The sequence below is a fragment of the Aneurinibacillus migulanus genome (assembly GCF_001274715.1).
In the GTDB taxonomy this organism is placed as follows: domain Bacteria; phylum Bacillota; class Bacilli; order Aneurinibacillales; family Aneurinibacillaceae; genus Aneurinibacillus; species Aneurinibacillus migulanus.
Genome location: NZ_LGUG01000004.1, coordinates 735,639 through 760,775, shown reverse-complemented (window position 1 = coordinate 760,775; position 25,137 = coordinate 735,639). Strand labels below are relative to the sequence as shown.

23 protein-coding genes and 2 pseudogenes are annotated in these 25,137 nt (G+C 46.5%); 12 read left to right on the top strand and 13 right to left on the bottom strand.

The window, feature by feature from the left end; translation table 11 throughout:
- Nucleotides 1-11: 11 nt before the first annotated feature.
- From AF333_RS05445 to AF333_RS05435, 3 genes and pseudogenes are all read right to left on the bottom strand, one after another.
- Nucleotides 12-347 (bottom strand): annotated as a pseudogene (locus tag AF333_RS05445) (electron transfer flavoprotein subunit beta/FixA family protein); the annotation flags it as partial.
- A gap of 96 nt (nucleotides 348-443) precedes the next feature.
- Complete coding sequence (locus AF333_RS05440) at nucleotides 444-1,229, bottom strand: enoyl-CoA hydratase (protein ID WP_043063205.1); 786 nt, start codon at nucleotides 1,227-1,229, stop codon at nucleotides 444-446.
- 126 nt (nucleotides 1,230-1,355) lie between these two features.
- Nucleotides 1,356-1,949, bottom strand: coding sequence for a TetR/AcrR family transcriptional regulator (locus tag AF333_RS05435; RefSeq protein ID WP_043063206.1), 594 nt, complete (start codon nucleotides 1,947-1,949; stop codon nucleotides 1,356-1,358).
- 212 nt (nucleotides 1,950-2,161) lie between these two features.
- On the opposite strand from AF333_RS05435, the gene AF333_RS05430 reads away from it, so the two are divergent.
- Genes AF333_RS05430 through AF333_RS05415 form a run of 4 tightly spaced genes read left to right on the top strand, consistent with a single transcriptional unit; the run spans nucleotide 2,162 to nucleotide 5,026 of the window.
- Nucleotides 2,162-3,559 carry a cbb3-type cytochrome c oxidase subunit I gene (locus AF333_RS05430; RefSeq protein WP_052520736.1) on the top strand — a complete coding sequence of 466 codons (1,398 nt, stop codon included), beginning with the start codon at nucleotides 2,162-2,164 and terminating at the stop codon, nucleotides 3,557-3,559.
- Between the two features lie 22 nt (nucleotides 3,560-3,581).
- Nucleotides 3,582-4,091, top strand: a complete 510-nt coding sequence (locus AF333_RS05425; RefSeq protein ID WP_052520735.1) for a cbb3-type cytochrome c oxidase subunit II — start codon at nucleotides 3,582-3,584, stop codon at nucleotides 4,089-4,091.
- Between the two features lie 12 nt (nucleotides 4,092-4,103).
- Nucleotides 4,104-4,526: a c-type cytochrome gene (locus AF333_RS05420; protein WP_052811649.1), complete on the top strand. Its 423-nt coding sequence runs from the start codon at nucleotides 4,104-4,106 to the stop codon at nucleotides 4,524-4,526.
- 11 nt (nucleotides 4,527-4,537) lie between these two features.
- Entirely contained in the window at nucleotides 4,538-5,026 is a 489-nt protein-coding gene (locus tag AF333_RS05415; RefSeq protein ID WP_052520733.1) for a DUF1269 domain-containing protein, read from the top strand.
- A gap of 34 nt (nucleotides 5,027-5,060) precedes the next feature.
- On the opposite strand, the gene AF333_RS05410 is transcribed toward AF333_RS05415, so the two are convergent.
- The 4 genes from AF333_RS05410 to pruA form a co-directional block, all read right to left on the bottom strand.
- The gene (locus tag AF333_RS05410) at nucleotides 5,061-6,752 is read right to left on the bottom strand and encodes an AMP-binding protein (protein ID WP_043063207.1); all 1,692 of its coding nucleotides are present in this window, start codon (nucleotides 6,750-6,752) and stop codon (nucleotides 5,061-5,063) included.
- 175 nt (nucleotides 6,753-6,927) lie between these two features.
- The gene (putP, locus tag AF333_RS05405; protein ID WP_043063213.1) at nucleotides 6,928-8,382 is read right to left on the bottom strand and encodes a sodium/proline symporter PutP; all 1,455 of its coding nucleotides are present in this window, start codon (nucleotides 8,380-8,382) and stop codon (nucleotides 6,928-6,930) included.
- Nucleotides 8,383-8,470: 88 nt separating this feature from the next.
- Nucleotides 8,471-9,382, bottom strand: a complete 912-nt coding sequence (locus tag AF333_RS05400) for a proline dehydrogenase family protein (RefSeq protein ID WP_043063214.1) — start codon at nucleotides 9,380-9,382, stop codon at nucleotides 8,471-8,473.
- 151 nt (nucleotides 9,383-9,533) lie between these two features.
- Nucleotides 9,534-11,084, bottom strand: coding sequence for an L-glutamate gamma-semialdehyde dehydrogenase (pruA, locus tag AF333_RS05395; protein WP_053432657.1), 1,551 nt, complete (start codon nucleotides 11,082-11,084; stop codon nucleotides 9,534-9,536).
- 339 nt (nucleotides 11,085-11,423) lie between these two features.
- Between pruA and csaB the strand changes: the two genes are divergently transcribed.
- On the top strand, nucleotides 11,424-12,542 hold the full coding sequence (gene csaB / locus AF333_RS05390; protein WP_043063160.1) for a polysaccharide pyruvyl transferase CsaB: 1,119 nt from the start codon (nucleotides 11,424-11,426) through the stop codon (nucleotides 12,540-12,542).
- Between the two features lie 452 nt (nucleotides 12,543-12,994).
- Here csaB and AF333_RS05380 read toward each other — a convergent pair whose 3' ends face one another.
- Complete coding sequence (locus AF333_RS05380; RefSeq protein ID WP_043063162.1) at nucleotides 12,995-13,912, bottom strand: SDR family oxidoreductase; 918 nt, start codon at nucleotides 13,910-13,912, stop codon at nucleotides 12,995-12,997.
- A 6-nt stretch (nucleotides 13,913-13,918) separates the two neighbouring features.
- A complete protein-coding gene (murJ, locus tag AF333_RS05375) occupies nucleotides 13,919-15,505 on the bottom strand; it encodes a murein biosynthesis integral membrane protein MurJ (RefSeq protein ID WP_043063163.1) in 1,587 nt (528 codons plus the stop codon).
- Between the two features lie 219 nt (nucleotides 15,506-15,724).
- Between murJ and AF333_RS05370 the strand changes: the two genes are divergently transcribed.
- The 6 genes from AF333_RS05370 to AF333_RS05345 all read left to right on the top strand — a co-directional run bounded on the left by AF333_RS05370 (nucleotide 15,725) and on the right by AF333_RS05345 (nucleotide 20,828).
- Nucleotides 15,725-16,849, top strand: coding sequence for a glycosyltransferase (locus AF333_RS05370; protein ID WP_158502236.1), 1,125 nt, complete (start codon nucleotides 15,725-15,727; stop codon nucleotides 16,847-16,849).
- A gap of 227 nt (nucleotides 16,850-17,076) precedes the next feature.
- Nucleotides 17,077-17,580, top strand: coding sequence for a DUF4330 domain-containing protein (locus AF333_RS05365; protein ID WP_043063165.1), 504 nt, complete (start codon nucleotides 17,077-17,079; stop codon nucleotides 17,578-17,580).
- On the top strand, nucleotides 17,580-18,056 hold the full coding sequence (locus tag AF333_RS05360; protein ID WP_043063166.1) for a DUF4330 family protein: 477 nt from the start codon (nucleotides 17,580-17,582) through the stop codon (nucleotides 18,054-18,056). Before AF333_RS05365 ends, AF333_RS05360 begins: the two co-directional genes overlap by 1 nt.
- Nucleotides 18,057-18,069: 13 nt before the next feature.
- Nucleotides 18,070-18,414, top strand: coding sequence for a hypothetical protein (locus tag AF333_RS05355; protein ID WP_043063167.1), 345 nt, complete (start codon nucleotides 18,070-18,072; stop codon nucleotides 18,412-18,414).
- 18 nt (nucleotides 18,415-18,432) lie between these two features.
- A complete protein-coding gene (locus tag AF333_RS05350) occupies nucleotides 18,433-19,773 on the top strand; it encodes an O-antigen ligase family protein (RefSeq protein WP_043063168.1) in 1,341 nt (446 codons plus the stop codon).
- The gene (locus tag AF333_RS05345) at nucleotides 19,770-20,828 is read left to right on the top strand and encodes a glycosyltransferase family 4 protein (protein WP_043063169.1); all 1,059 of its coding nucleotides are present in this window, start codon (nucleotides 19,770-19,772) and stop codon (nucleotides 20,826-20,828) included. The genes AF333_RS05350 and AF333_RS05345 overlap by 4 nt, the downstream gene beginning before the upstream one ends.
- A gap of 204 nt (nucleotides 20,829-21,032) precedes the next feature.
- Here the strand turns inward: AF333_RS05345 and AF333_RS05340 are convergent, their stop codons facing one another.
- Nucleotides 21,033-21,257, bottom strand: coding sequence for a GntR family transcriptional regulator (locus AF333_RS05340; protein WP_043063170.1), 225 nt, complete (start codon nucleotides 21,255-21,257; stop codon nucleotides 21,033-21,035).
- Between AF333_RS05340 and AF333_RS05335 the strand changes: the two are divergent.
- A pseudogene (locus AF333_RS05335) lies at nucleotides 21,235-21,569 on the top strand (LysE/ArgO family amino acid transporter); the annotation flags it as partial. The gene AF333_RS05340 and the pseudogene AF333_RS05335 overlap by 23 nt on opposite strands.
- Here AF333_RS05335 and AF333_RS05330 read toward each other — a convergent pair.
- The 3 genes from AF333_RS05330 to AF333_RS05320 all read right to left on the bottom strand — a co-directional run bounded on the left by AF333_RS05330 (nucleotide 21,553) and on the right by AF333_RS05320 (nucleotide 25,046).
- Nucleotides 21,553-22,938 (bottom strand): glycosyltransferase family 4 protein, encoded by a 1,386-nt coding sequence (locus AF333_RS05330; RefSeq protein WP_043063171.1) that lies wholly within the window; start codon nucleotides 22,936-22,938, stop codon nucleotides 21,553-21,555. The pseudogene AF333_RS05335 and the gene AF333_RS05330 sit on opposite strands and share 17 nt — an antisense overlap.
- 124 nt (nucleotides 22,939-23,062) lie before the next feature.
- The gene (locus AF333_RS05325) at nucleotides 23,063-24,358 is read right to left on the bottom strand and encodes a nucleotide sugar dehydrogenase (protein ID WP_043063172.1); all 1,296 of its coding nucleotides are present in this window, start codon (nucleotides 24,356-24,358) and stop codon (nucleotides 23,063-23,065) included.
- Nucleotides 24,359-24,641: 283 nt separating this feature from the next.
- On the bottom strand, nucleotides 24,642-25,046 hold the full coding sequence (locus AF333_RS05320; protein ID WP_043063173.1) for a DUF350 domain-containing protein: 405 nt from the start codon (nucleotides 25,044-25,046) through the stop codon (nucleotides 24,642-24,644).
- Nucleotides 25,047-25,137: the final 91 nt, after the last annotated feature.

Here is a 25,137-nt window from a genome sequence, read left to right as displayed (position 1 = left end):
CACCCTTTTTATAGGATAATATCGTATTCGCGGTCCTTGATAACGGCGGCTAGAATTTTAGCGATACTGTATTCATCCGTCTCGATGTCTTCATCATCGACGATGACAGCTTTGTCTGCACCCATAGCAAGTGCGGTCCGCAGCGCGCTCTCGGCACGTTCCGGTCCGACCGTAATAACGGTGACTTCGCCGCCGTGCTCGTCGCGTAGCGTAATCGCTTCTTCCACTGCGTACTCATCGTACGGATTCATGATGAATTCGACCCCATCTTCGCTGATCGCGCCATTTTCGAGCACGATTTTCTCTTCCGTATCAAACGTTTGCTTCAAGCATACAAGAATGTTCATATATATCCTCCTTTGGCTTCAGTGCGGATTTATTTAAGAGGTTCAGCGCATTGCCGTGATTTTCAGCATAAACGCGAACGAAACTTGCAATCATTATTACTTGTCGGTAAATTGGGCTTTACGTTTCTCGATAAAAGCGTTAACTCCCTCTTTCATATCATCTGATGTAAACAATTCCCCGAACAGAACCGCTTCTTTCTCCATACCGTTTCCCTGTCCTTCCCGCAGTCCGTATGTAACCGCTTTAAGAGTAGCACTTACGGAAACGGCGCTTTTTTGAAGCGCGATAAGTTCAGCGATATTTTTCACCTCATCCATCAGTGAAGCCAGCGGAATTGCACGATTAACCAGACCGATACGTTCCGCTTCCTTACCATCGATGAATTGACTTGTCAGAATTAATTCCAACGCTTTCGCTTGATTGGTTAAGCGGGCTAAACGTTGTGTACCCCCGAAACCAGGGATAAGACCTAGATTAAGTTCAGGCAGTCCTAACTTGGCATCTTCAGCCGCGTACCTCATATGGCATGCCATCGCCAGCTCTAATCCTCCGCCTAGCGCCGCTCCGTTTACAGCAGCAATTACCGGCTTGGAGAAGCCTTCAATTCTGTCTAACAGCTTCTGACCGGTACGAGCCATCTGTTCGGCTACTTCCGCATTATCGAATGCATTTGTGAACTCTTTGATGTCCGCGCCGGCAACAAAAAACTTCCCAGCTCCGGTCACTACGATTACCTTTACATCACTGTTTCCTTCCACGTAATCGAAAGCTTCACCCAATCCCGAAAGCGTATCGGAACTAAGCGTATTTGCAGGAGGCACATCAATACTGATATACGCCACCCTGTTTTCCACTTCAAGTTTGACATTGGTAAACTCCATTAGTTCTCTCCCTCCATAACCTGAAATGTAAACGGACAATTTTCATTATACTTATTTTCAGCAAATTGCCTGTCTGCTAAATTATAATAATTTTCTCTTTAATTAGTCGCTATATTTTGTGCAAATTCACTGTTTTGCCACTTTCAGTCCATTAATGAAAAGGTTATGGATGGATTCGACAAGGGTGACAAGGTTATAATCCCGCTCGTTCATAACCCATGAAGTGACAACTTCATCCAATGTACCAAAAATCATCTTGCGCGCTACCCGGTGGTCTACGTCTGCTCCAAACATTCCCTGTTTTTTACCCAGGAAAACCACTTCATCAATCAAATTCAAATAATGTTTAAGCACCTCATAAATCCCCGCTCTAAGAACCGGATTGGATTGTCGCGTTTCAATCTGAGTTACAATGGCTAAATCGCGATCTTGCGACATCTGCCATAGGTGCATATAGATGAGTTCACGCAAACGGTCATCCGCCCTGTCCAGCGGTTCGATTCGCGTTCGGGCTGTATCGATGAAAGCACCTATCTTCTCCTTAAATAGCGAGATTAATATGTCATCCTTATTATTGAAATAAAGATAAATTGTCCCGTCTGCAACTGAAGCCTCCCGGGCGATTTTTGATACTTGTGCCTGGTGATAGCCATAACGGGCAATTACTTTCACAGCTGCCTCAATAATGTTTTGATATTTCTCCCCTGTCTTTTTCGCCATACCAATTCCCTCAAATCCCAAATAATGAATGAGCATTCACTCGTGTTAAGTTTATTCAAAAAAATCAGGATTGTCAATATGTATCGAAAAAGATGTTTGGCTTGTATATATATTTCGACATTTCTCCTCATTCTCCTTCTCTTAGAATAATTTTCTTTGCTCAGGAAATACTTAACATGATTTTATTCCGAAGCTTATGAAAGGAGTCTGTTATGACAGCCATTACACACAATGAAAACAGAGTAGTCCGTCTATTCTTCTACTCTTCCATTACATGGCTTCTGATTGGAATGACGATCGGGCTTATTCTCGCCATTAAATATGTATGGCCTGATTTCTTAGTATGGGGGGAATTTCTTCAAAAGTACCTTTCTTACGGCCGGATTCGCCCCGCACACACGCATATTTTGCTATTCGGATGGCTGTCGATGGCATACGCGGGAGGATTGTTCTATATTATTCCGCAACTAACACGTAAATCACTTGAACATCCTCGCCTCGCCCATGCGATCGGCATCCTATGGAATATCTACATCGTGGCGGCACTCGTTACTTTATGTATGGGTTATACGACCACAATAGAATATGCAGAGCCGACCTGGCCTCTGGATGTGTATTTCATCGTGCTGGTAGCAGGAGCGGCTTACATTTGCTTTAAGACGATCGCAAAACGGAATGAAAGCCAGCTTTATGTCAGTCTATGGTATTTCATGGGCTCTCTCATTTGGCTGCCGTTTCTCTATATCATCGGCAACATTGTCACCTATTTCATTACAGGTGTTCCACAGGCGCTGGCGGGATGGTTTTATGGCCATAACGTTATCGGTCTCTGGTTTACGACAGTCGGGGTCGGATTCATCTATTACCTGCTCCCGCTACTTTCCAAAAACCCGCTCTACAGCCATAAGCTCTCGTTGATAGGATTCTGGACGATCGCTACATTCTATGTATGGAACGGTCCTCATCACTTACAGAATGGTCCCATTCCCGCCTGGTTAATGAAAGCAGGTGTTATTCCATCTGTACTGCTCATCATCCCGGTATGGACCGTACTAGCTAACGTATTCGGCACGATGAAAGGGAAATGGCACAGGATATCTGAAAGCGTGCCGTTGAAATTCGTTGTAACTGGCGCTATTTTTTATCTCATCACCTGTCTGCAAGGTCCCTTTCAATCCTTAATGCAGCCGAGCGCGATTCTCAAGTTCACCAACTGGATAATTGGACATGCGCATATGGCGTTATTCGGCGCTTTCTCCTTCGTACTGTTTGCACTATTCTACCATACGCTACCGTCGCTGACCGGACGTAAGATTTACAGCGAGGCCTTAATGAACTGGCATTTCTGGCTATCCATTATTGGCTTTCTTATTTTCGCTTTTACCACCTGGACCGCAGGAGTCATGCAAGGGTTCGCCTGGACAGAAGGCAAACAGTACGGCGTGCCATTTCTTGAGGTAGTTGTCTCCCTGCAACCGTTTGCCATTGCCCGCGCCATTGGGGGCGTGCTGATGTTTATCGGGCAAATCGTGTTCGCTTACAATGTTCGTCGCTCGATTAAAGACGGACAACTTTTATCGGTCGAAGAGAAATCCACATCCACTGCGTAAGCTTGAGTAAAGGAGCGAGACCATGAGCGGACAAAGCAAAGAAAGATTTATGAAACCTTTTATCATCGGCGCGTCCCTACTCTTCTTCATCGGGGTCACCGCCACCGTGGTGCTCCCTTTCTACGACGAAGTCATGCAGCGGGAGAACGCAAACGCCAAGATAAAAAACTATGCGATCGATTCTCCTGAATACCGCGGACGCCAGGTTTACATCCGGGAAGGCTGCCATGTATGCCACACGCAATTCGTACGCCCGGTAAAAGCCGATTCCTCCTTGGGTCCGGTCTCCGTACCAGAAGATTATCGTCATGATTATCCGCATATGTTAGGAACCGTGCGCACTGGCTCTGATTTAACCTGGGTGGGTACCCGCTGGAATGAACAATGGCACCGCGTGCACTTGAACAATCCACGCCAAGTGTTTCCAGGTAGTACCATGCCAAGATACGACTATTTATCCGACCAGGACACCGAAGATTTAATCGCTTATTTGATGAGCTTAAAACCGGCACCTTCTACTGAAGGACGCTAGGAGGTAGGGTTAATGGATGAAGAACGCCGCGAGAAGAAGGAAGCAACGTATGAAGAACCTCTTGAAGAAGTTGCGGGGATACGGATGGCAAATGCCAAGGTGCCGCGCTTTCTCATCATTACGTACATCGTGCTGGCTGCCTGGGCGATCGGCTACTCGGTTTGGGCCCAACCGGTAAATGAACGCACAAAAGATACGACAGGCAATAAACCCGTAAATGGAGAAACCATTGTTCAGCAGCATTGCCTCGGATGTCATAATCTGAGTAAGGAAAGACTGGTCGGCCCGGGACTTCAAGGAGTCGGACAACGCCTTCCAGGCGATAAGCTGACCGATGTGCTATTGAATGGCCGGGGCGCTATGCCCTCCCTTCCGAATCAAGGGCTTGACAATGAACAGATTAAAGCTGTAGAAAAATACTTGCGCACCTTGTAAGGAGGATGATTATGAACCCTCACATTGTAGCTGTATTTAGCCTTCCTGAAGAAGCTGAACGTGCATTTCATGCCTTACAGGAATACGTTAAAAAAGAAGAAATTTCTTTCTTACGCAAAACAGATACCCCTGACACATTTACAGGCGACGCCAGCGCTGATCCGGTCGTTGATGGCATGGCTATTGGCTCCGTTGTCGGTGGCGCTGCAGGGCTCGCTTTTGGCATGGGAACCCTACTCATTCCCGGTATCGGTCCCATCATCGCCGCTGGTCCTCTCCTCTCCCTGCTGGCTGGCGCTACATCCGGTGGTATCATAGGCGGATTTGCCGATCTCGGCATAAACCGGTATACGTCGGAGCATATTAGTCAACACCTTACAGATGGACAAGTTGTGCTTGTCGTCGGAGTCAGCAAACCCGAACTTCGCGGACCGATTACCCATCTGCTGGAAAAGCACGGGGCTGTCGATATTCACGAGGAACCGGTTATAGAAAATTAAGCACATAAAAAGGATGGGATAACGCCCACCCTTTTTATTTTGTCTGCAACTTATTCCTCTCTTCCTCGATAAGCGTCCGCCGCAGAATCTTGCCGACCGCCGTCTTGGGAAGTTCGTCCCGAAATTCGTATAGGTGAGGCACCTTAAAAGAGGCCAATTTTTGCCGACAGTATTTATCCAGTTCCTCGTTGGTAACTTCTTCATCCTTACGCATAACAATATAAGCTTTCACCGTCTCGCCTCGGTATTCATCGGGCACACCAATTACGACCGCTTCTTTGACGGCAGGATGTTCATACAATACCTCTTCGATTTCGCGCGGATAAATATTAAAACCACTCGCAATAATCATATCTTTCTTGCGATCAACGATATAGAAATAACCATTTTCATCCATTGATCCTATATCGCCGGTGAAAAACCATCCATCCTGTAGAGAAGCATGCGTCTCTTCTTCACAGTTCCAATACCCTTTCATTACCTGAGGCCCACGTACACATAATTCACCTACACTGCCCGGCAGTACGTCTTCACCCGTTTCAATGTCAACCACCCTACATTCGGTATCAGGCCATGGAAGCCCGATACTGCCGTTAACACGCCGTCCCCAAATCGGATTTGCATGCGTAACCGGAGAACATTCTGTTAATCCGTATCCTTCCACCAACTTTCCGTTTGTAATGGCTTCAAATTTCTGCTGTACTTCGACAGGTAACGGAGCAGAACCGCTCAGACAGGCTTCAATAGAAGAGATATTATATTTCGAGAGCTCAGGATGACTCAACAATCCGATATACATAGTTGGAGCACCAGGAAAAACAGTCGGTTTCTGGTTATCGATAAGCTTCAGCATCATACTTACATCAAAACGAGGCACAAGAATTAACTTGGCCCCCATGTAAATGCCGAAATTCATGGCGACCGTCATACCATATACGTGAAAAAAAGGAATAGCTGCCAATATCCGTTCTTCTCCCTGTCTTGCCTTATAAAACCAGGCTCCACACTGGATGACATTGGCGATAAGATTAGCGTGCGTCAGCATGGCTCCCTTCGCTTTTCCTGTCGTTCCTCCTGTATATTGAATAAGAGCAACGTCATGTCTAACATCAGCCGGAGTCCGTACTGGAGCCGAGATGCTACGTGCAAGCAAGGAAGTAAACGCATATACACCAGCATCCTCACCTTCCTTTACTTGTACACGCTGTCTCTGCTTCCATTGCACAAACGGGTAAAATAATTTTTTTGCCAGCGGCAAATAATCCTTAATCCCTGTCACAATAAGATGTTGAAGCATGGTATCTTGCTTAATACGCTTCACCCGGGGATACAGTAAATCGAGACAGACAATCACCTTCGCTCCGGAATCTGACATCTGGTGCAACAATTCACGTTCTGTATACAATGGATTGGTCTGTACGACAATCGCCCCTACAAGCAAAGCTCCATAATAAGCAATTACGCTCTGCGGAATATTCGGCAGCATAATAGCAATCCGATCACCCTTTGTTACCCCAAGCTGCTGCAAGGCATTGGCGAATCGGTAACAATCCTCCAGCAGTTGCGCATATGTCATTTCCTTTCCCATGAAGAATATAGCAGGAGTGTCAGGATGTGCTTGTGCTGTCTGAAGAAGTAGTTCATAGAGCGGAATATCAGGATAAGAAAGCTTATGGGACACTTCCACTGGATAACTCGCCAGCCATGGACAAGACGTTGTCGACATGAGAGTCACTCCTTTACCTTTAACTTACATTAATCATTTCAATGAATGAATACTCATCCCTTCCCTTTTATTTAAATTAATAAAAAATTCAGATTACTAGTCCCGCATATCTATTTTATTCACAACAGGTAACAAAAATCCCCTTTTGCCATGAGACAAAAGGGGGTGATAAAACTTATGCTGAACGGGTGCCTTGTTCAAACTGCTCTTCCAGCTTCGTGGACGGCTTGGCCGTCATCATACTTACAACTACGATAGCCAGAAGACTTGCCGCAAAACCAGGTACCATTTCATATAACATCTTTGATAGCTCAGGAAAACGGGTCCAAATAATAACGGTGGCTGAACCAGCAATCATCCCAGCTAATGCGCCCCACTTATTCATCCGTTTCCAGTACAAGCTCAGAAGAATTACCGGACCGAATGATGCACCGAATCCTGCCCATGCATATCCAACAAGCGAAAGAATTGTACTGTTTTTACTGAATGCGAGCACGAGTGCAATCAAAGCAACGACAAGTACTGAGAGACGTCCAATAAGCACAAGCTCTTTATCAGTAGCTGAACGGCGGAAGAATGTTTTGTATATATCTTCCGTCAGTGAGCTCGAAGTAACGAGTAACTGTGAAGAAATCGTGCTCATTACAGCTGCCAGGATGGCTGCCAACAAGAAGCCCGTAATTAATGGGTGGAACAGAATATGCCCTAATTCCATAAACACTGTTTCTGGGTCAGCCAATTTCAACCCATTATTTGCAAAGTAAGCGATTCCAACAAAGCCGGTAAACATTGCCCCACCAACCGAGAAAATCATCCAGCCCATTCCGATACGGCGAGCTTTCTTTATTTCCTTTACTGACGAAATAGCCATAAAGCGAACGATAATATGAGGCTGACCGAAATAACCTAGTCCCCATGCGAATAAAGAAATAATGCCTAGCAGCGTCGTCCCCTGAAACATATCCATCAGTTTCGGATCAATTTCACGAATGGTCGTGAATGATTCACCGATCCCTCCTGTATTGAAGATGGTAACAGCCGGAACCATAATTAATGCGATAACCATAATAAGTCCTTGTACGAAATCGGTCCAGCTTACCGCAAGAAAACCACCGAACAGCGTATACGCTACGACGACACCTGCAACAATCCACAAGCCGACATGGTAACTGATGCCAAATGAATTCTCGAACAGTACGGCACCGGAAACAAGCCCGGAAGAAACATAAAATGTAAAGAAGACCATAATAACTAAACCGGATACAATACGTAGAATTTTCGCCCCGTCATCAAAGCGTTTCTCCAAAAATTCTGGTATCGTAATCGCATTGGCTACCTCTGTATACGAGCGTAACCGAGGTGCTACATATAACCAGTTCGCATACGCTCCAAGCGTAAGGCCGATAGCGATCCAGGAAGCGCTCAGACCCTGGGAAAACATGGCACCCGGAAGACCGAGCATAAGCCAGCCACTCATATCAGAAGCACCTGCGCTAAGCGCGGTTACCGCAGGTCCCAGCGTACGGCCGCCAAGCATATAATCCGTTAAGTTCGAAGTACGCTTGTAAGCATAATAACCAATTAACAGCATGCCAAGCATATAAACGGTAATGGAAATCAGTAACTGCATATCCATTGTTGAACCCCCTCAACTTTTTATTCTTCTCTTGTCTTAAAGCTTTTTGGCCTTCAAACCTTTTTATTTTAAAACATTTGCTTTATTTTGTAACCATGCCTTTTAATACAAATCCTACATTAGCGGGACGTTCAGCCAATCGACGCATGAAATAGCCGTACCAATCATTGCCGTAAGGAACATACACACGCATTTTGTACCCCTGCTGTGCAAGCTCGATTTGAGACTGTGTGCGAATGCCGTATAGCATCTGGAACTCGAATTGTTCACGCGGAATACTATACTTGTCCGCTAAACGCTTCGTATACTCGATAATCTCATCATCATGGGATGCAATAGCAGTATAACTTCCGCTCAATAGGTGCATCTTGATAATTTTTTTGTAGTTCTCATCCACATCTTTCTTTTCAGGATAAGCCACTTCTGAAGATTCTTTGTATGCCCCTTTTACCAGACGCAATGAAACCCCTTTCAAATCTTCGATATCTTTTTCTGTCCGATACAGATAAGCTTGGATAACAGTGCCCACATTATCATAATCACGACGTAGCTCAGCAAGCAAATCGAGCGTTTGCTGACAATGACTGTAATCTTCCATATCAATGCGGACAAAATTACCATACTTCTTTGCAGTGTCCAGGATACGTCGCATGTTCTGACGGCACAAATCGACGTCAATATCAAGACCGAGTTGAGTTAGCTTGAGCGAGAGGTTGCTGTTCACACCCGTCTGGTGAATCGCATCCAGCGTTTTTACACAATAGTCCGCCGATTCAATCGCTTCTTCACGACTAAATACAAACTCACCAAGGTGATCTAGCGTACACACAAGCCCCTGATTGTTTAAGTTCTGCACCTTCTGCATTGCTTCCCGAATCGTCTCTCCGGCAACAAAACGGCTAGCGCCGAAACGCAACCCCCATTTCTTCGCTGCCTGATTCATCGATTTATTCTGAGAAAGAAACAAGAAAAAATTTTTCATCGTTGTTTCCATAATCGCCATTGTCTTCTCATCCTTTCATTAAACACAAAGTAAAATGCTGTCCCTCTCTTCATTACAGAGAGGATGAATGAAGGAAAGAAAGGGAGAGAAGGCGCCCGGCATAAAAACCGGGTGCTTCTCCGTTTTTTCCTGCGTTGTATCCTTACAAAATCTCGGACGACAGCTTCGGCTGTGTGAATTGCAGCAAGTAATCTGGTCCGCCTGCTTTGGAATCCGTACCTGACATGTTAAATCCACCAAACGGATGCACCCCAACGATGGCTCCAGTACACTTGCGGTTGAAGTACAGGTTGCCCACATGGAACTCGGTACGGGCACGCTCGATGTACTCGCGGTTGCGGGTAAACACCGACCCGGTCAAGCCGTATTCTGTATTGTTCGCTACTTCCATCGCATGGTCAAAGTCACGCACTTTCGTAAATGCTACGAACGGTCCGAACACTTCCTCCTGCATAATGCGCGCATCCGGGTCTACATCGGCGAAAATCGTCGGTTCTACGAAGAAGCCTTCGTCGCCAGCTGGCTTGCCGCCTGCCACGAGCTTGCCTTCACGCTTGCCGATTTCTACGTATTCCATTACTTTGTTCAATGCTTTCTCGTCAATGACCGGACCGGTGTAGTTGGACGCATCACGCACGTCGCCTACTTTCAATCCTTTTGTGATGTCCACGACTCGGCTTAATACCTCATCGTACACCGCCTCATGAATAATCGCACGCGAGCACGCGGAGCATTTCTGACCGGAGAAGCTGAACGCTGATGCGACGATGTTTTGTGCCGCCAGTTCCACATCTGCATCATCCAGCACGACGATGGCGTCTTTGCCGCCCATCTCAGCAACGAGACGTTTCATCCAGATTTGGCCTGGAGCCACTTTGGAAGAACGCTCATGAATGCGCAAACCGACTGCACGGGAACCAGTGAAGCTGATAAAACGGGTCAACTTGTGATCAACCAGGTAGTCTCCGATCACATCCGGACGACCCGGCAAGAAGTTCACCACACCCGCTGGAAGACCCGCTTCGACTAACAGCTCATAAAATTTGTAGGCGATGACTGGCGTCTGGCTAGCCGGTTTCAGAATAACGGTATTCCCGGTCACCATCGCAGACGTCACCATGCCAACTACGATCGCCAGCGCGAAGTTCCATGGCGGAATGACAACACCGACCCCCAGTGGAATGTATTCCAGGTGGTTGTCTTCGCCCGGCAGGCGGACGAGTGTTTGCTGACCACGGTCTTTGAGTTCCAGCGCCTGGCGCGCATAATATTCCATAAAGTCAATCGCTTCTGCCGTATCTGCATCTGCTTCTGCGCGGCTTTTACCTGCTTCCAGCATCAGCCAGGCAGAGAATTCGTGCTTGCGGCGGCGCATCATGGCCGACGCCTTGAATAAATAGCCGGCACGATGTTCAACGGGGACACGGGACCATGTCTTGAACGTAGCGGCTGCGTTGTGCATCGCTTTATCAGCCAGCGCTTGATCCGCACTGGATACGCTTCCAACTACTTCTTTTTTCGCGGACGGGTTCACAGAAACGAGACGCTCTTCAGTCATCACTTCTTCGCCACCGATAACCAGCGGATAATCGCGGCCCAGCTCAGCGGCTACTTTCTCCAGTGCCTCATTAATCGCGTTCATATTTTTCTCTTCAGCAAAGTTTGTAAACGGTTCGGGACGGTATGGAATCATGTAGAAAACCTCCTCATATTTTATAATCCTGAATTTGTTATTTTTATATCAAATGACAGATAAGTGCTGTATGCTTTTTATCCATTGCAAAGAGCATGCCAACCTTGCAATCGCTTTCTTATTCACTTTTTCGACAAATTATTGTCGAATTTGTGTAAAGATATATACATATTTGTAAAATAACCTTTTCACTCTATACACTTTTGTAAAACTTATGCATGTTTGATTTATATATAGTTCGTAAAACCTTCCTCCAAAGGCAACAACTTTCTTTCTGAATGGCAACCTGCTATACTAAAGTGTACACGTTTTAGTTCGGTTCGAAAGAAGGTCGCTTTCATGGCAAGAATACTGATTTCTGGATACTATGGATTCGACAACGCCGGGGACGACACGGTGCTGTATGGAATCATCTCTTCGCTCACTAAACATATGCCAGACGCGGAACTCGCGGTCTTATCGAATACACCTGCCGAAACGCAAGCCCTATTCGGCATTCCTGCGTTTAATCGCTGGCGAATGGGCGCTATTGTTAACCAACTTCAAAAATCCGACCTTCTTGTCATGGGAGGCGGCAGCCTGCTTCAGGATGCGACAAGCCCACGCAGCGTGATTTATTATCTCGGTATCGTCATGATAGCGAAAATGCTGGGTAAACCGGTTATTTTCTATGCCCAGGGGATCGGTCCGATTACCAAGGCGATTAGTAAGCGGCTCATCCGTATGATTGTCAACCGCGTCGATGTAATTACAGTACGTGATGAACAGTCAGGAGAAGATTTGAAATCGTTGGGGGTCAAAAATGCGCCAATTTACGTAACGGCAGATCCGGCGGTTACCATTAATTCTAATCAAGTAGATATTTCCTTCGGACAAGGTGTCATTCAAAAGTACAAGCCTGACACAAAAAAACCGATTATGGCTATCTCAGTGCGTGCATGGAAAAATGAACAACAATATAAGAAGATTATTGCTCAATTTGCAGATGAAGCACTGCGTAGAGGTTGGGAAGTTTTCTTCTTACCGATGCAGAATCCGGCCGATCTTGCTCCTTCCCTCGATATTGTTAAACAAATGAGCGAACCGGGAGCGGTCGTCATTGAGGAGAAGATGAATTTCAAACAGATTTTCAGCTTCATCGGCGCCTCCCAATTTATTCTTGGTATGCGCCTGCACTCGGTCATTCTGGCAGCAGTGATGAACATTCCGTTTGCTGGCATTTCTTATGATCCAAAAATGGACCGGTTCGTACAGCGCCTTGATATGACATCTGCAGGACATATTAAGGATTTGGAGTACAATTCACTGCTGGCTAATATAGAGCCATTGCTCGCCGATCTCCCTGGAGCACAGGAGAAAATCCGCCGTAACATCGGCACACTTGTGCAAGAAGCGGAGAAAAGCAGTCTGCTGGCGATCGAGCTACTTAAAAGTAGTCAGCAGAACAACAAAACATAAAGTAAAACTTCCATCAGCTTAAGGGTCTTCCTCCCTCTGGTGGTTCGTTGCACTTCCCGGGCTCTTACTGCCCGTTAAACCGAGATAAAACTTTGTCGAATACAAACTCGAAATAGCACTTCTTTTGCCTGTTTAACACTAGTTTTGTAAGGTGGGCAGGAGATAGTAAGGAAATAAAGAATTCCCCCTTCACACGGATTTTTCTACCTGTGAAGGGGGAATTTTTTTGAAAAAGTATGACCAGGCTAATGTGCAGATCCTGTTCGACTTGTTTTCGTGGAAAAAACGGGCTGGCGAAATCATTCGTTTTGAAATCGCCGAACGCGACCGTTACTGGGTTATCTCCTTTATTTCGTATAGCATGTCTTCGTCGCACGAGCATCTATTCGCCAGCTTCACCGGCGATAGCCACGATGAACTATACAACTGGGCTCTTACTCTTCTGACCGACTTCACTCTGACGTACGATAGAAATGCAACGTCTTTTCCAGCCCCTGTCGCAGAGAATACCGAGGTGTCCAACCAAGCTTTTCTATAGCGTTCGCATTGTCAAGATAACTATGAAGAATATCGCCTTCACGTGGAGCATCATATCTTACCTTCAACTCCGTGCCGAGCGCGTCGTTCATAAGTGCAATAAGTTGATTTATGCTTGTCTTCTCATTGGTACTAATATTAAAGATTTCATTGTCTCCGCTAGTCAGGGCCATAATGTTGGCTCTGGCTACATCTTTTACATAGACGAAATCGCGCGTCTGCTGCCCGTCACCGAAAACGGTCAGCTCTTCCTCGGCCAGTGCACGGTCTACAAAGATGGACACCACGCCGCCTTCTCCTTTTGGATCCTGTCTTTCTCCAAATACATTCGCATAACGAAAAGCCGTATAATTCAATCCATAAAGATGATGGTATGCATTTAGATAGAACTCCGGCACATATTTCGAAATTCCATACGGCGACAGCGGCTGCTTCGGATGAACCTCGTCAATACCCATATACTGCGGTTCGCCATATACTGCTGCGGAAGAAGCATATACTACTTTGCGTACGCCGTGTTTACGGGCTGCCTCTAGCAGATTAATCGTTCCTACAATATTAATTTTGGCATCGTGCACAGGATTCTGCACGGACACCGGTACAGAGCTTTGGGCCGCCTGATGGATAACGAAATCTGGTCTTTCTGCCTGAAATACACGCTCGATATCCGGTGATTCAATATCCATCTCATAAAACGACGCCTGCGGATTCACCTGTCCCCGCTTGCCTGTCGATAAATCATCAACAATACACACTTCATACCCGGCTTCAAGCGCCTGGTCCACAATGTGGGAGCCGATGAAACCGGCTCCGCCTGTTACCAATACTTTCATGGTTTGTTATCCCCTTTTTCTTTTTAGTAGTTTTCCAGCAAAACGCTCAATAATCTGCAAAGCAAGTGGCTCACGCAGCAGGACAAGCACGGCGAAGAAAAGACCTGCTCCTGCCCCGATTAAAAAGACAGTATATATCTTCTGTATCCAAACTCCCTGTAAGGAAACAAATGCGGTCGCTGCATACAAAACCGCCCCCATTACAATTGCCCCCGCTACGGTCTTTACAGCGGTAACCCAGAAGGAGCGCTGGATGAACGGACCGATATGCCTGCGAAGGAAGAAGCTTAGCACAAGCATATTCACCAATGAGCCGACCGTCGTGCCGAGCGCCACGCCACCATGGCTCAGATACGGCATAAATACGAGGCTGGAGGCGATATTAACAAGAATACCTATGACTGCCGCAATAACAGTAATTTTTGTATTTTCCATTGCATAAAAAGCACGAGTTAACAAATCGCGCGCCGCAAGAAAGAACAGCCCCAGTCCTAGGAACATAAGTGCTGTAGCTGTCAATGTAACAGCTTCAAGGTCAAATTTCCCAGCTCCCCCCCTGTAAAACAGCAGTGAAACCAACTGTTCCGGAATAACAGCTAACGCTACAATTACCGGCACCATCAAGATGAATAAATACTGCATACCTTCAGTAATTGCCCGCTTCATCTTGTCCATCTCATTTTTCGTAAAATACTCAACAAGATAAGGGTAAATCGGCAGCGTAAACGCCGCAACAAAAATTGCCATCGGAAGCTGGTAAATAATATTGGCATATCCGAGCGCCGCTACTCTCCCTTCCCCCAGACCGGACGCGAGCACCGGATGAATAAAGCTATATACCTGGGTGACCAGCGACCCAAGCATAATTGGAATAAAGCGTTCTCCTATTTTTCTCATTTCAACAGTATTCCAGGCAAAGTCAAGCTTCAATGAATACTGTTCTTTTCTTATGGAATATACCATAGACGCTGCCGCAAATAAAAAGCCAAGCGTCGTGCCAATCGCAACACCGTAGATGTCGTAAAAAGGAACAAAGAGCGGATACGCTATGCATACGACAATCGCATTGATTACCGTGCTTACTTGCGGTATAAAAAATTGCTGGTGCGCATTCAGAGTCGCCTGAAATACGCCGATAAGCCCGATAAATACCGCAGATGGCCACATGATTTGTAGCATGCGAGTGCCCATTTCCAGCTGCTCGGCGCGTTGCTGAGGCGTAATCGCTTCAGATCCTTGCTGCATAAATGTCATTGCCTGCATAATTTCCCTTGAAAATACCATCCCAAGCACCATAATAATAAAGTAAATGATGGTAATTACGGTTAGCATTTTACGGAATAACGTACGTGCCTCTTCCTGCCGGTTTTCAACCAGCATACTTTTAATAGACGGAACAAAAATCGCATTCAGCGCTCCAGGTACAAATAAAAAAATCGTATTCGGAATCGCAAATGCGTAGCGGTAGACGTCTGCCTCAAAGCCAACTGCAAAGCTATTCGCAAGCAACATCTCGCGCAGCAGGCCCACAACCCGCCCGACGAGTGTTACAATCATAATTACTACCGCTGAACGAAGTACGGTTTGTGCCATATGTACATAATCTCCTTACTACCCAGCAATGCTCTACTATGAAATTTAGACCCGCGTAAAAACACGGCTTCTTTCATACTATACCTGAAATAAGAAAAATCAACCCTCTCGCATTGAACATATCGGCACAGATGCGATATAATTGTTACGATTTGATTGTTTAGTACGATTTGTTTTTTAGTTGCTCTAGGGTCAGGAAGTGAACAGAGGATGTCCAAAATGAAAATATTACATGCAATCGGCGGGGGCGAGTTTGGCGGCGCGGAGCAACATATTCTTGAACTGCTCGAAATTCTGTCCAGGCATGCGGTTGACCCTGTCGTCGTATGTTTCTATAACTCCACTTTTGCCGAAGAATTACGCAAACGGAACATTCGCGTCATCGTGCTCGATACATACGGACGATTCGATTTTCGTCTTGTGAAGGGGCTTGCCCGCGTATTTCAGGAAGAGAAGCCCGATCTTATTCATTCGCATGGCGTGAAGGCGAATTTTTTCTGCCGTCTTGCTGTGCGCTCTCTTCCCCGTATCCCTATCGTAACAACGATACACAGCGTGCTACGGTACGATTACCCGAATCCGCTGGCCTACTTCCTCGCTTCCCGTATGGAGCTATGGACACGCAAGTGGAACGACCACTATATCGCCATCTCGAACTCTATCAAGCAATCGCTTGAATCGGATGGGGTAACAGCAAAAAATATTACCCTCATCCATCACGGGATTCCAATCGAAGAATTTAAGGCGGATGAAGATACGGGTGATATCCGGCGCTCTCTCGGACTTCCAGAGGATGCATTTGTTATCGGTACCGTCTCCCGGCTTGTTGCGGTCAAAGGATTGACAGACTTGATGCAGGCGTTTATCCTGCTTGCCGCAGATAACCCCCGTATTCACTGGCTGGTTATCGGGGATGGACCGGAAAAAGAAGCGCTACAGAACACGGCCAACAGCGCTGGCGTGAGCGAGCGTATACATTTCGCTGGCTTTCGTCAGGACGTGCCACGCTGCCTGCAGGCGATGGATTTGTTTGTGAGTCCGTCCTACTCGGAAGGGCTTGGTCTCTCCCTTCTTGAAGCGATGGCGGCGAAGAAACCTGTCGTCTCAACAATGGTGGGAGGCATCTCAGATTTTCTCATCGATTACTTGAACGGCATCGTCATTCCGACGAAAAATCCGGAAGAAATCAAGCAGAACATTCTTATCCTGATGGAGAACGAAGACTTGCGCATAAAGCTTGCTGAAGCCGGGTACCGTACCGTCAAGGAAGAGTATACGCTGACGCATATGGCAATGAAAACAAAAGAGCTGTATCGTCAGCTCATTCGTACACACGTGAAGTGAACCCGCTTGCCACAAGCGGGTTTTTTTCAATGAATAAGAAACGATATGTCGCTGTAAAGCAAGAAAGCGGCTGTTTGGCTTCGTTGTGGAAAAAGGACAAGCGACAACGCTTGCGAGTTTTTCCATATGGGCATGGTCTGTTGTACGAAAGAATACATGTATGATATTCTAGGAAAGGCTATGCAAGAATGATTTTTTGCTAGATGAAATAGGAGGAAAAGGATTTCATGAAAGCTATTGATCAAAAAGGAAGAGTCTTTGGCGCAATTAATATTCTCGACTTGTTTTTAATTCTGCTGTTAATTGGCGCATTGGTTTTTGCCGGAATTAAATTCACACAAGGCCAGGACGTGGGTACAGGTCCGAAAACGCAAAAGGAATTAACATACGTACTGTATAACAGTGCCGAGCATCCATTTGTCGTGGATCAAATTAAGAAAGGTGACGTATTGCGGAACAAAGATAACAACCAAAAAATCGGCGAAGTTGTCTCCATAGATAAACAGCCGGGAAAAGTTGCCGTAACAACGGCTGACGGCCGCATGGTCATGTCTACTGTACCTGAGAAATTTTCCGTTTTTATTACTGTAAAAACGAAAGGTAGCGTCGCAGGGGAAACTGCCGTCGGTGAAGACGGAAGCGCACTCTTGACAGGTACTAAAGTGTCCGTTAAAGGACCAAAATATATGATTGAAACCTTGATATCCGAAGTTAACGCGGGTGAGAAGTAATGAGTCAGCGCTCTTTTTCTTTCACATTAAAAGACGCGCTGATTACCCTGCTGCTTATTGGCGCGGTGATTATTATCGCGCTTAAAGCTTCCATGACAGGCAAACTGGTAATGCCGCACAAAGAAATGACCGTAACGATCGCTATTGAAGGACAGCTACCATCTTTCCACAAATCTATCCATCCGGGAGATAAAATCTTTCAAAAAGGAACTTTCGGAGTAACTCCGCCCTTCGGCGAGGTAGTGGACGTCAAAGCGGTCCCGGCAAAAAAATACCTTCCAGACGCTACAACCGGATCGTATAAGCTGCAGCATTTTAAAGGGGAAGAAGATGTGTATCTGACAATAAAAGCTACCGGCTTCGTTTCTTTAGACGGAAGCCCGATTATCGATAATACATTCTTCTATCCGAACCTGTACTTGCCCGCAAGAACGGACGGAGCCATATTCGCGTCCAGGGTAATCAGCGTGGAATAAGAAGGTGAAAACAATGAAGAAACCATCATTTTATGATTGGCTTGCCCATAAAACGGTAGACGGAGCCATGGCGCTAATACAACTGTTCTCGGAGAAGGTCGGGCAGCACTCCTTGCTGTCACGCCTGCGTAGCCGATGGCAGTCCATCCAGTGGCAGTATGTGTTCTGGATATTATTCATTATGGTTTTTGTACATGCGTATGTTCTGTTATTCATGCATAAGCTCGTACTTATCATCGCCATCGACCTCGTCGCCGGAGGACTGCTTCTGTTTTTGGGGCCGGAACGTCTCTGGCTTGCAATTCGGACAAGCATTCCCGGCAGGCTGCTCACGCAATTGTTCGACGCAAATAAGTAGGACCGGGAGTTCGATACTATGACGAAAACACGTCCGATGATGCTACTGGTAGCCGTAGCGCTACTGGCGATAGGCATCATACAATACAAAGTAGGAATGGCCGGGGAATTCGTATTGATGGGGGCGTTTCTTGCAATTACGCTATACCGGACGGAGTACGGATTATACTTAATCGCTTTGTCCCTTCCCATCCTTACGTACCGGCCGCTGCTGGCTTTAATTCTTTTGTTTGTGCTTGTATTGTTCGTTACGGCACAAAATTACGAAAAGCTAAAGGCCAACCTAAAAAATCATTTGAATCTGGCTGTATTTTTATTTTTAGCAATTCTGCTAATTACAGCCCTTACTTCAGTCAATGTAATAGAAAGCTTGAAACAATTTATGCTTTACTACTTTATTAGCTTTCTTCTTTATCTTCTGCTGGTAATGAAATTGGATACACGTGAAACGCTCTATCGTTTTATCGTCTGTCTCGTTCTATCCGCCAGCCTGGTATCACTGTATGGTGTATATCAATATTTTACGCTGCAATATACATCAGCAGCGTGGGTAGATGCGAGCCAGAATCCGGGGCTAAGTAAGCGGATTTTTGCTACATTTGAGAATCCGAACTTGTTCGTTCAATATTTAATTATGATTCTGCCATTGAATTTCGCCTTGATTTTCTATTCAAAATCACTTGGCAACCGTGTGCTGTTCGCATTACAATTCGCCCTTATTTCGCTTGCGGTTGTACTCACATTCTCCCGTAGCGGATGGGTAGCCCTGTTCTTAGGATTGGGCATACTGGCAACGATGATCAGTCGCCGCTTGCTTGTCGTTGGACTTATCGTGGCAGCCGTCAGCGTGAATTTCCTGCCAGATACGATTATGACCCGAATTCTATCTATCTTCAGTCCGCAGACCGATTCTTCCAGCGCATACCGCCTGGAAATGTGGCCATCCGCATTTGCCATGATTCGCGATTTCTGGGTAACAGGAATCGGTTCGGATTTGACGACATTCAAAAAAGTATACACTGATTATATGATGCCCGGTGTACGCATTAACCATTTCCATAATATTTATCTGATGAACTTCGTAACAGGCGGAATTCTGGCTATTTTGCTGCTGTTGTACATGTTCTATCAAAGCCTGCGTACAGCTATCGTTAGCTTATTCATGAACGATAAAAAAGACAAACTGCTCTCCTATATGGCCAAAGCTGGCATCGGATCCTTGATTGCAATTGCCAGTGCCGGAATGTTTGAAGATGTATGGCACCAATATCGAGTAGACTTTATGTTCTGGATTCTGCTTGCTATTCTGTCTGTCGTCTATAACCTGGCCCGTGCAAGGAAGGAGCAAGTACAAGAATGAGAAAAACGAAATCCGTAGCTGAAATCGGCGTCTATCCCCCCCCAGCCGGGGGGATTTCTGTTCATGTGGAACGTTTATGCGACCGTCTAGAACAGAAACAAGTCCCCTTTATTATCTATGACGGCAATGGAGAGGGCGGAGAAAAGAATCGGGCTGTCGTGCCGATTCCGGAAATCGAGAAGTGGTCATGGAAATATATATGGCAAAAAAACGAAGATATTATTCATAACCACTTTCTTCGCTGGCAAATGCGTTTTACATTGTCTCTGCTTAAATTGAAGGGGAAGAAAGTTGTTCACACAGTACACAGCCTGCGCAACGACAGCGAACAGCTGGGGCTTGCACAGCGAATAATGGTCTATCTCACCGGTCTGCTTTCAGACCACTTTGTAGCTGTGAGCGACGAGATCAAAGAAAAGCTGCTGGAGCTGCGCATTCCTGAACGTAAAATTTCTGTTATTCCCGCATTCATTCCGCCAACAGTCGATATGGAAACCGACATAAAACGGATTCCTGCTTATATTCTTGAAGTATTCGACCGGTATTCTCACGTAATTGTAGCAAATGGCGGTGTAGGCAACCTGTACAATGGAGATGAATTGTACGGTCTGGATTTATGTATTGATATGTTCAGCAAGCTGGCTCGGGAAAATAAACAACTCGGATTCGTATACTGTATCACTCATGTGGTTGATCAAGACTTGCTGGAACGCTATGAGGAGCGGATTGCGGCACACGGGCTGGAAGAGAGGTTCTTGCTTGTGTATGAGAAGATTCCATTCTATCCACTCATTCAGAAAGCCGCACTGTTCGTCCGGCCTACGGTCAGTGACGGGGATGCCGTATCGATTCGGGAAGCGCTCTATTTTGGAACGCCGACCGTGTCCAGCGATGTGGTGAAACGACCTAACGGGGTTGTAACGTTCGCGAACCGGGATGCGGAAGATTTCACGAAGGCGTGCCGGGAAGTGCTCTATGCACCGCCAGAGGACTTGCAGCAGTATAAGAAGGAACAAGAGCAGTATATAGAAAAACTGTTAGAAATCTTACTATAAGAAAAAAACTCGCGGGCGTTGTCGCTCGTCCTTTTTCTACACACTCCGCAGGATAAAGAAAACTTGGCGGGTGCCTGCGCTGTAGCTTGGCACCCGCCTTAATCGTTCCTGGATTAAGAAGGATGCCATGCCGCAACGCTTCATCAAACAGCCTTGGAAGAGAAACGTCGGAAAGTAGTCGTAGCCAGATGTAAAAGCCACCCTTCAGCATTTTCCATTCCGCTCCCTCCGTCCTTCAATTAACCCTTCCGCGGCTAATTCAGCAAATGCGGCGGCAACTGTGCCTCGATTTACGCCAAGCTGCTTTGCAAATGTACGTTCCGTTGGAAGCTTATACCCGACGGCCCATTCTCCATATGCAATTCTCCCCTTTATATATGCGCCGCTCTGTTCATAGATAGGAACATCACTATGCGATACCCTTCTCATCGCGTTGGCGGTACTCGGTGTCTCACTCGTTGTACTTACGTTCGCCTGGCTAAAAACGATGCTATTCTCGATACGATCGGTGTTATTGGCACAAGCTCACTCACCTACAGCGGAGGAGAAAAATGGTCGTTCACCATCTCCTGCATTCTTATCTCCTATCTGTGGTTCTTTGGGCTTGCTCTCGCAGGCCGTGCGCTTGGAACGCTGGACCCGTCAGGACGCTGGATGAAAGCCATTAACCGCATATCTGCACTGCTCATCTGGATCGTTGCCTGCTATATGGCAGTCCAGTTGATTATCGGGTTGTCGTAAGCAGCTCTTCCATCAATTGACCCAGCATTTGAGCCTGCTTCTGACGATTGTAGATGGCCAAATCGCCGTCTGCTGCACGCTGCAGAATCTCTCCCGCACGGTCCGCCTGACTTGCGGGATTATCTTTCCACTGTTCATACATATCGTGAAAAGCTTGCTTAATCTCTTCTTTGTTCAACGGGTCCACTACTTCACCAAGGTTAAACGTACGAATAATCTTGGTGGACTCCCCTTCTACGGATAGCGCCAGAATCGGATGGCCGATCGCCATATATTCATACAGTTTACCTGGAATATAAACGCCGGAGCCAGGCGCCGTATCCCCAATAAGCATCAGTACGTCTGCCCCCTTCATCATTACAAGTGCGTCCTTATGAGGAAGATTCCCCATAATCTCGACCACATCCTCCAATCCGAGGCGCCTTACACAATCGATGTTATCACTGTAGCCCGGATAATCGAACACACCAGCAAAACGAAGTAAGATACGGTCGCGCGCTATCTTTCCTTCCTCGATTAGCTCGGCCACTGACTGCAGTAGCAACCGGGGATTGCGCTCTTTATAGAAAATCCCCGGATACGCGAGCGTAAACTTCCCGTCTTCCGCAGGCTCTGTGATATTCTTGTAATCTTCAGGGTCGAAACCGTTATGAATGACTTCAATCCGCTTGATTTCCTTTCCGAACTTTTGTGTAAAGTTCTCGGCGAATCCATATGTAACTGTTGTTATCGCATCCGATTCTGCCATCACGCTGCGCTCCATCCGCTCTTCCCAAGCCTCTCGCCAAGCCACACCTGAGCGGTGCATATTCTGCGTCCACGGATCACGGAAATCGGCAATCCATGAAATGCCCGTTTTTCGCTTAATACGGCGGGCTACCAGATGGTTCGTGTACGGTCCCGATGTGGAAAATAGGATAGGAATCTCATGCTTTTTAACAATTTCTTCTCCCAGCTTGGATGCAGCGGGCAGCCATCCGATCATATCGTCTGGAATCATTAATGTATTCTTCGCTTTTTTCAACAGCGGTACAATCCGCTGTCTAACCGCCTGCTTTAATCCGCCCTGCGGCTGTACCGCTTTGCCCTGCTGAGAGCCTTCTTGTTGCTTAGGTGGCTCTTTTTGCGTCGGACGCATTGTCTGTACTAAATTAAATTCCCTGGCGCGGTGTATGATAACATTGGCAGGGAGCTGACGTAGAAGCGAATCATCTTTCGTGGCATGGTATGTATGCTCTACAGTTAATACGTGCACTTCCCAGCCATCTTCCGCCAGGTATCGGGCCATTTTCAGTGCGCGCGGCACGCCACCGCCCCCAATTGGCGGAAACAAATACGCCACCAGCAGCACTTTTTTATTCGCCTTCATCCTTCACGACATCCTTTCGTCTTATAAGCAAAACGAGACGCGAGTCCGCTCCTCTCTCCCCAAAGGAAAAGAGCTATGCGGACTGCGCCGTCTCGTTTTCTCGATTTCTATTATGTTTACCTTTTTAGATGCGGACGAGTACCGCTTTTTCCTCTACGCTGCGCGGCACACGGTTTTTGCCGTCCAAAATGACCGGCGTGCCTTTCATCTGGGCAACTGTCTGGTTCCAGTCAATCTCCAGGAATTCTTCCTGTACAGTAACATAGATGAGCGCATCCGCATCTTTCACAGCCTCCTGCAAGCTGGAAACCTTATACTCGTATGTGCTCGGCACAGCCGGATCGTACGCAGCTACTGTAGCTCCAGTTTCCCGGAGAAGCTGCACAAGATGGTGAGGCGGGCTGATGCGGTCATCATTCGAGAAATCTTTCATCGCAAGCCCAAGTACGGCAACTTTGCTGTCGCCGATTGTCTTCCCCTGTTTGTTCAGCTCTGCTTCTGCCATCTGCACAAGCACTTTCGGTACACTGTCATTAATCTGCCGCGCCGTCTCCAATAGATGGAGGTCTACACCCAATTCTTTCGCTTTCGGTAACAAATAATATAACGCGTTCGGCAAACAATAACCGCCAACACCAGGTCCCGGGGTCAGCAAATTGACGCGTGTGTGCGTATTAGCAACACGGATAAGTTCAAACGTATCAATACCCGCTTTTTCAGCAAAGCGGGCGAATTGCTGTACCATAGCGATATTTACATCACGCTGTACGTTTTCAATAACTTTAGATGTCTCTACGACTTTAATATCGGAAATGGTCACTTCCGCCTCCGTAACGAATGCAAGTACATCTTTTGCACGTCTTGCACTTGCTTCATTAATCCCACCAAGCGCGAGCGGCATGTGAATAAACTCTTCAAATGCCCGGCCTTCTGCGATTCTCTCAGAGGCGTAGGCAAGATAGAAATCCTCTCCTGCCACAAGTCCGCTCTTCTCAAGCAGCGGTCTTACGAGTTCCTCCGTCGTGCCGGGGATTACCGTGCTTCGCAGGATAATCGTATCCCCTTTTTTTAATACACCTGCCAGCGTTTCACAGGCGCTAGTTAGGTAACGCATTTCTGGGTCACCGTCTTTTACCGGAATGCCTACCGTGATGATATAATTATCGACGCTAGTGGCCGCATCCTCATAACTACTCGTTGCCGTAAAGCGTCCAGCCGCGATTTGTTCTTGAAGTATTTGTGCAAGCGACTTGCCTTCAAAATATTCCAGGTGGTGGGATTTACCCTCGTTGATTTCTTTCACAAGCGTTTCGCTTACATCGATTCCTACTACGTTCGCCCCTTTGCGGGCATAGCTTAATGACAAGGGCAGGCCGATAAAGCCTAAACCAATGACGGCAATATTCAACGAATTTTCCATGACAATCTCCTCCGACCTCTCGGTTCAAATCCACATATATAAACGTAATTATTTTAGCACAAACATAAGAAAAGAGCGATTGTTATGCCTCGCTCTTCGTTTTTCCTATTCATTATCGGAAAGCAAAGTATAAAATGCCACCAAAAATAAAAAGCACAGCCAGTGTCGCCAAGATTTTCACCAATCTGTCCAACATCCCGACTTCCCTCCCTACCGCCCTTGGCATGCCTCGGACGCTCCTGTCATTATACACTACCGTTTTTTATGTAGCAATCCGGCAGCTCTAGATAATGCTTGCGCCAATGACATAAGACATGGCAATGGAGATAACCATGGATAGTAGGCCAACAGCGCGGTTATCCGCAGCGATTTCTTCATCTACCTTAAACATCGGTGTTAAAAATTCAAAGACAAAATAAGCGATAAGCAGTAGTAAGAAACCATACGAGCTCCATAAAAGCGTATGGCCGATGCCGTCGTTATGTTGAATAGAATAACGGATAATATTACAAATGCCAAATATCTTCCCGCCCGTTGCCATGGCGACGGAAACATTCCCACGCTTAATCTCTTCCCAATCTTTGTACTGTGTAACTATCTCAAATATAGCCAGGAAAATGATAACCGCAAGCAACGCAGCCGCAAAGTGAGCTGCCGTTAACACATACGGATTCTTTAAAAAAACCAACCCGCTCCCTCCTCCATCGTCAATCAGGTATAAGCAGCCGATGTTTATGTTGTATACGTAAAAACATCGGATCGGTTTCATTGTTTATCAT

Bases quoted from the DNA above. Each gene is read 5' to 3' on its own strand.
- AF333_RS05325 (WP_043063172.1), bottom strand. From the start codon at position 24,358: ATGGAAAATTCGTTGAATATTGCCGTCATTGGTTTAGGCTTTATCGGC.
- AF333_RS05350 (WP_043063168.1), top strand. From the start codon at position 18,433: ATGACGAAAACACGTCCGATGATGCTACTGGTAGCCGTAGCGCTACTG.
- AF333_RS05355 (WP_043063167.1), top strand. From the start codon at position 18,070: ATGAAGAAACCATCATTTTATGATTGGCTTGCCCATAAAACGGTAGAC.
- murJ (WP_043063163.1), bottom strand. From the start codon at position 15,505: ATGGCACAAACCGTACTTCGTTCAGCGGTAGTAATTATGATTGTAACA.
- AF333_RS05400 (WP_043063214.1), bottom strand. From the start codon at position 9,382: ATGGAAACAACGATGAAAAATTTTTTCTTGTTTCTTTCTCAGAATAAA.
- AF333_RS05340 (WP_043063170.1), bottom strand. From the start codon at position 21,257: ATGAGAAGGGTATCGCATAGTGATGTTCCTATCTATGAACAGAGCGGC.
- AF333_RS05365 (WP_043063165.1), top strand. From the start codon at position 17,077: ATGAAAGCTATTGATCAAAAAGGAAGAGTCTTTGGCGCAATTAATATT.
- AF333_RS05435 (WP_043063206.1), bottom strand. From the start codon at position 1,949: ATGGCGAAAAAGACAGGGGAGAAATATCAAAACATTATTGAGGCAGCT.
- AF333_RS05415 (WP_052520733.1), top strand. From the start codon at position 4,538: ATGAACCCTCACATTGTAGCTGTATTTAGCCTTCCTGAAGAAGCTGAA.
- AF333_RS05430 (WP_052520736.1), top strand. From the start codon at position 2,162: ATGACAGCCATTACACACAATGAAAACAGAGTAGTCCGTCTATTCTTC.
- AF333_RS05330 (WP_043063171.1), bottom strand. From the start codon at position 22,938: ATGAAGGCGAATAAAAAAGTGCTGCTGGTGGCGTATTTGTTTCCGCCA.
- AF333_RS05360 (WP_043063166.1), top strand. From the start codon at position 17,580: ATGAGTCAGCGCTCTTTTTCTTTCACATTAAAAGACGCGCTGATTACC.
- AF333_RS05420 (WP_052811649.1), top strand. From the start codon at position 4,104: ATGGATGAAGAACGCCGCGAGAAGAAGGAAGCAACGTATGAAGAACCT.
- AF333_RS05425 (WP_052520735.1), top strand. From the start codon at position 3,582: ATGAGCGGACAAAGCAAAGAAAGATTTATGAAACCTTTTATCATCGGC.
- AF333_RS05440 (WP_043063205.1), bottom strand. From the start codon at position 1,229: ATGGAGTTTACCAATGTCAAACTTGAAGTGGAAAACAGGGTGGCGTAT.
- AF333_RS05410 (WP_043063207.1), bottom strand. From the start codon at position 6,752: ATGTCGACAACGTCTTGTCCATGGCTGGCGAGTTATCCAGTGGAAGTG.
- AF333_RS05380 (WP_043063162.1), bottom strand. From the start codon at position 13,912: ATGAAAGTATTGGTAACAGGCGGAGCCGGTTTCATCGGCTCCCACATT.
- csaB (WP_043063160.1), top strand. From the start codon at position 11,424: ATGGCAAGAATACTGATTTCTGGATACTATGGATTCGACAACGCCGGG.
- AF333_RS05345 (WP_043063169.1), top strand. From the start codon at position 19,770: ATGAGAAAAACGAAATCCGTAGCTGAAATCGGCGTCTATCCCCCCCCA.
- AF333_RS05370 (WP_158502236.1), top strand. From the start codon at position 15,725: ATGAAAATATTACATGCAATCGGCGGGGGCGAGTTTGGCGGCGCGGAG.
- pruA (WP_053432657.1), bottom strand. From the start codon at position 11,084: ATGATTCCATACCGTCCCGAACCGTTTACAAACTTTGCTGAAGAGAAA.
- putP (WP_043063213.1), bottom strand. From the start codon at position 8,382: ATGCAGTTACTGATTTCCATTACCGTTTATATGCTTGGCATGCTGTTA.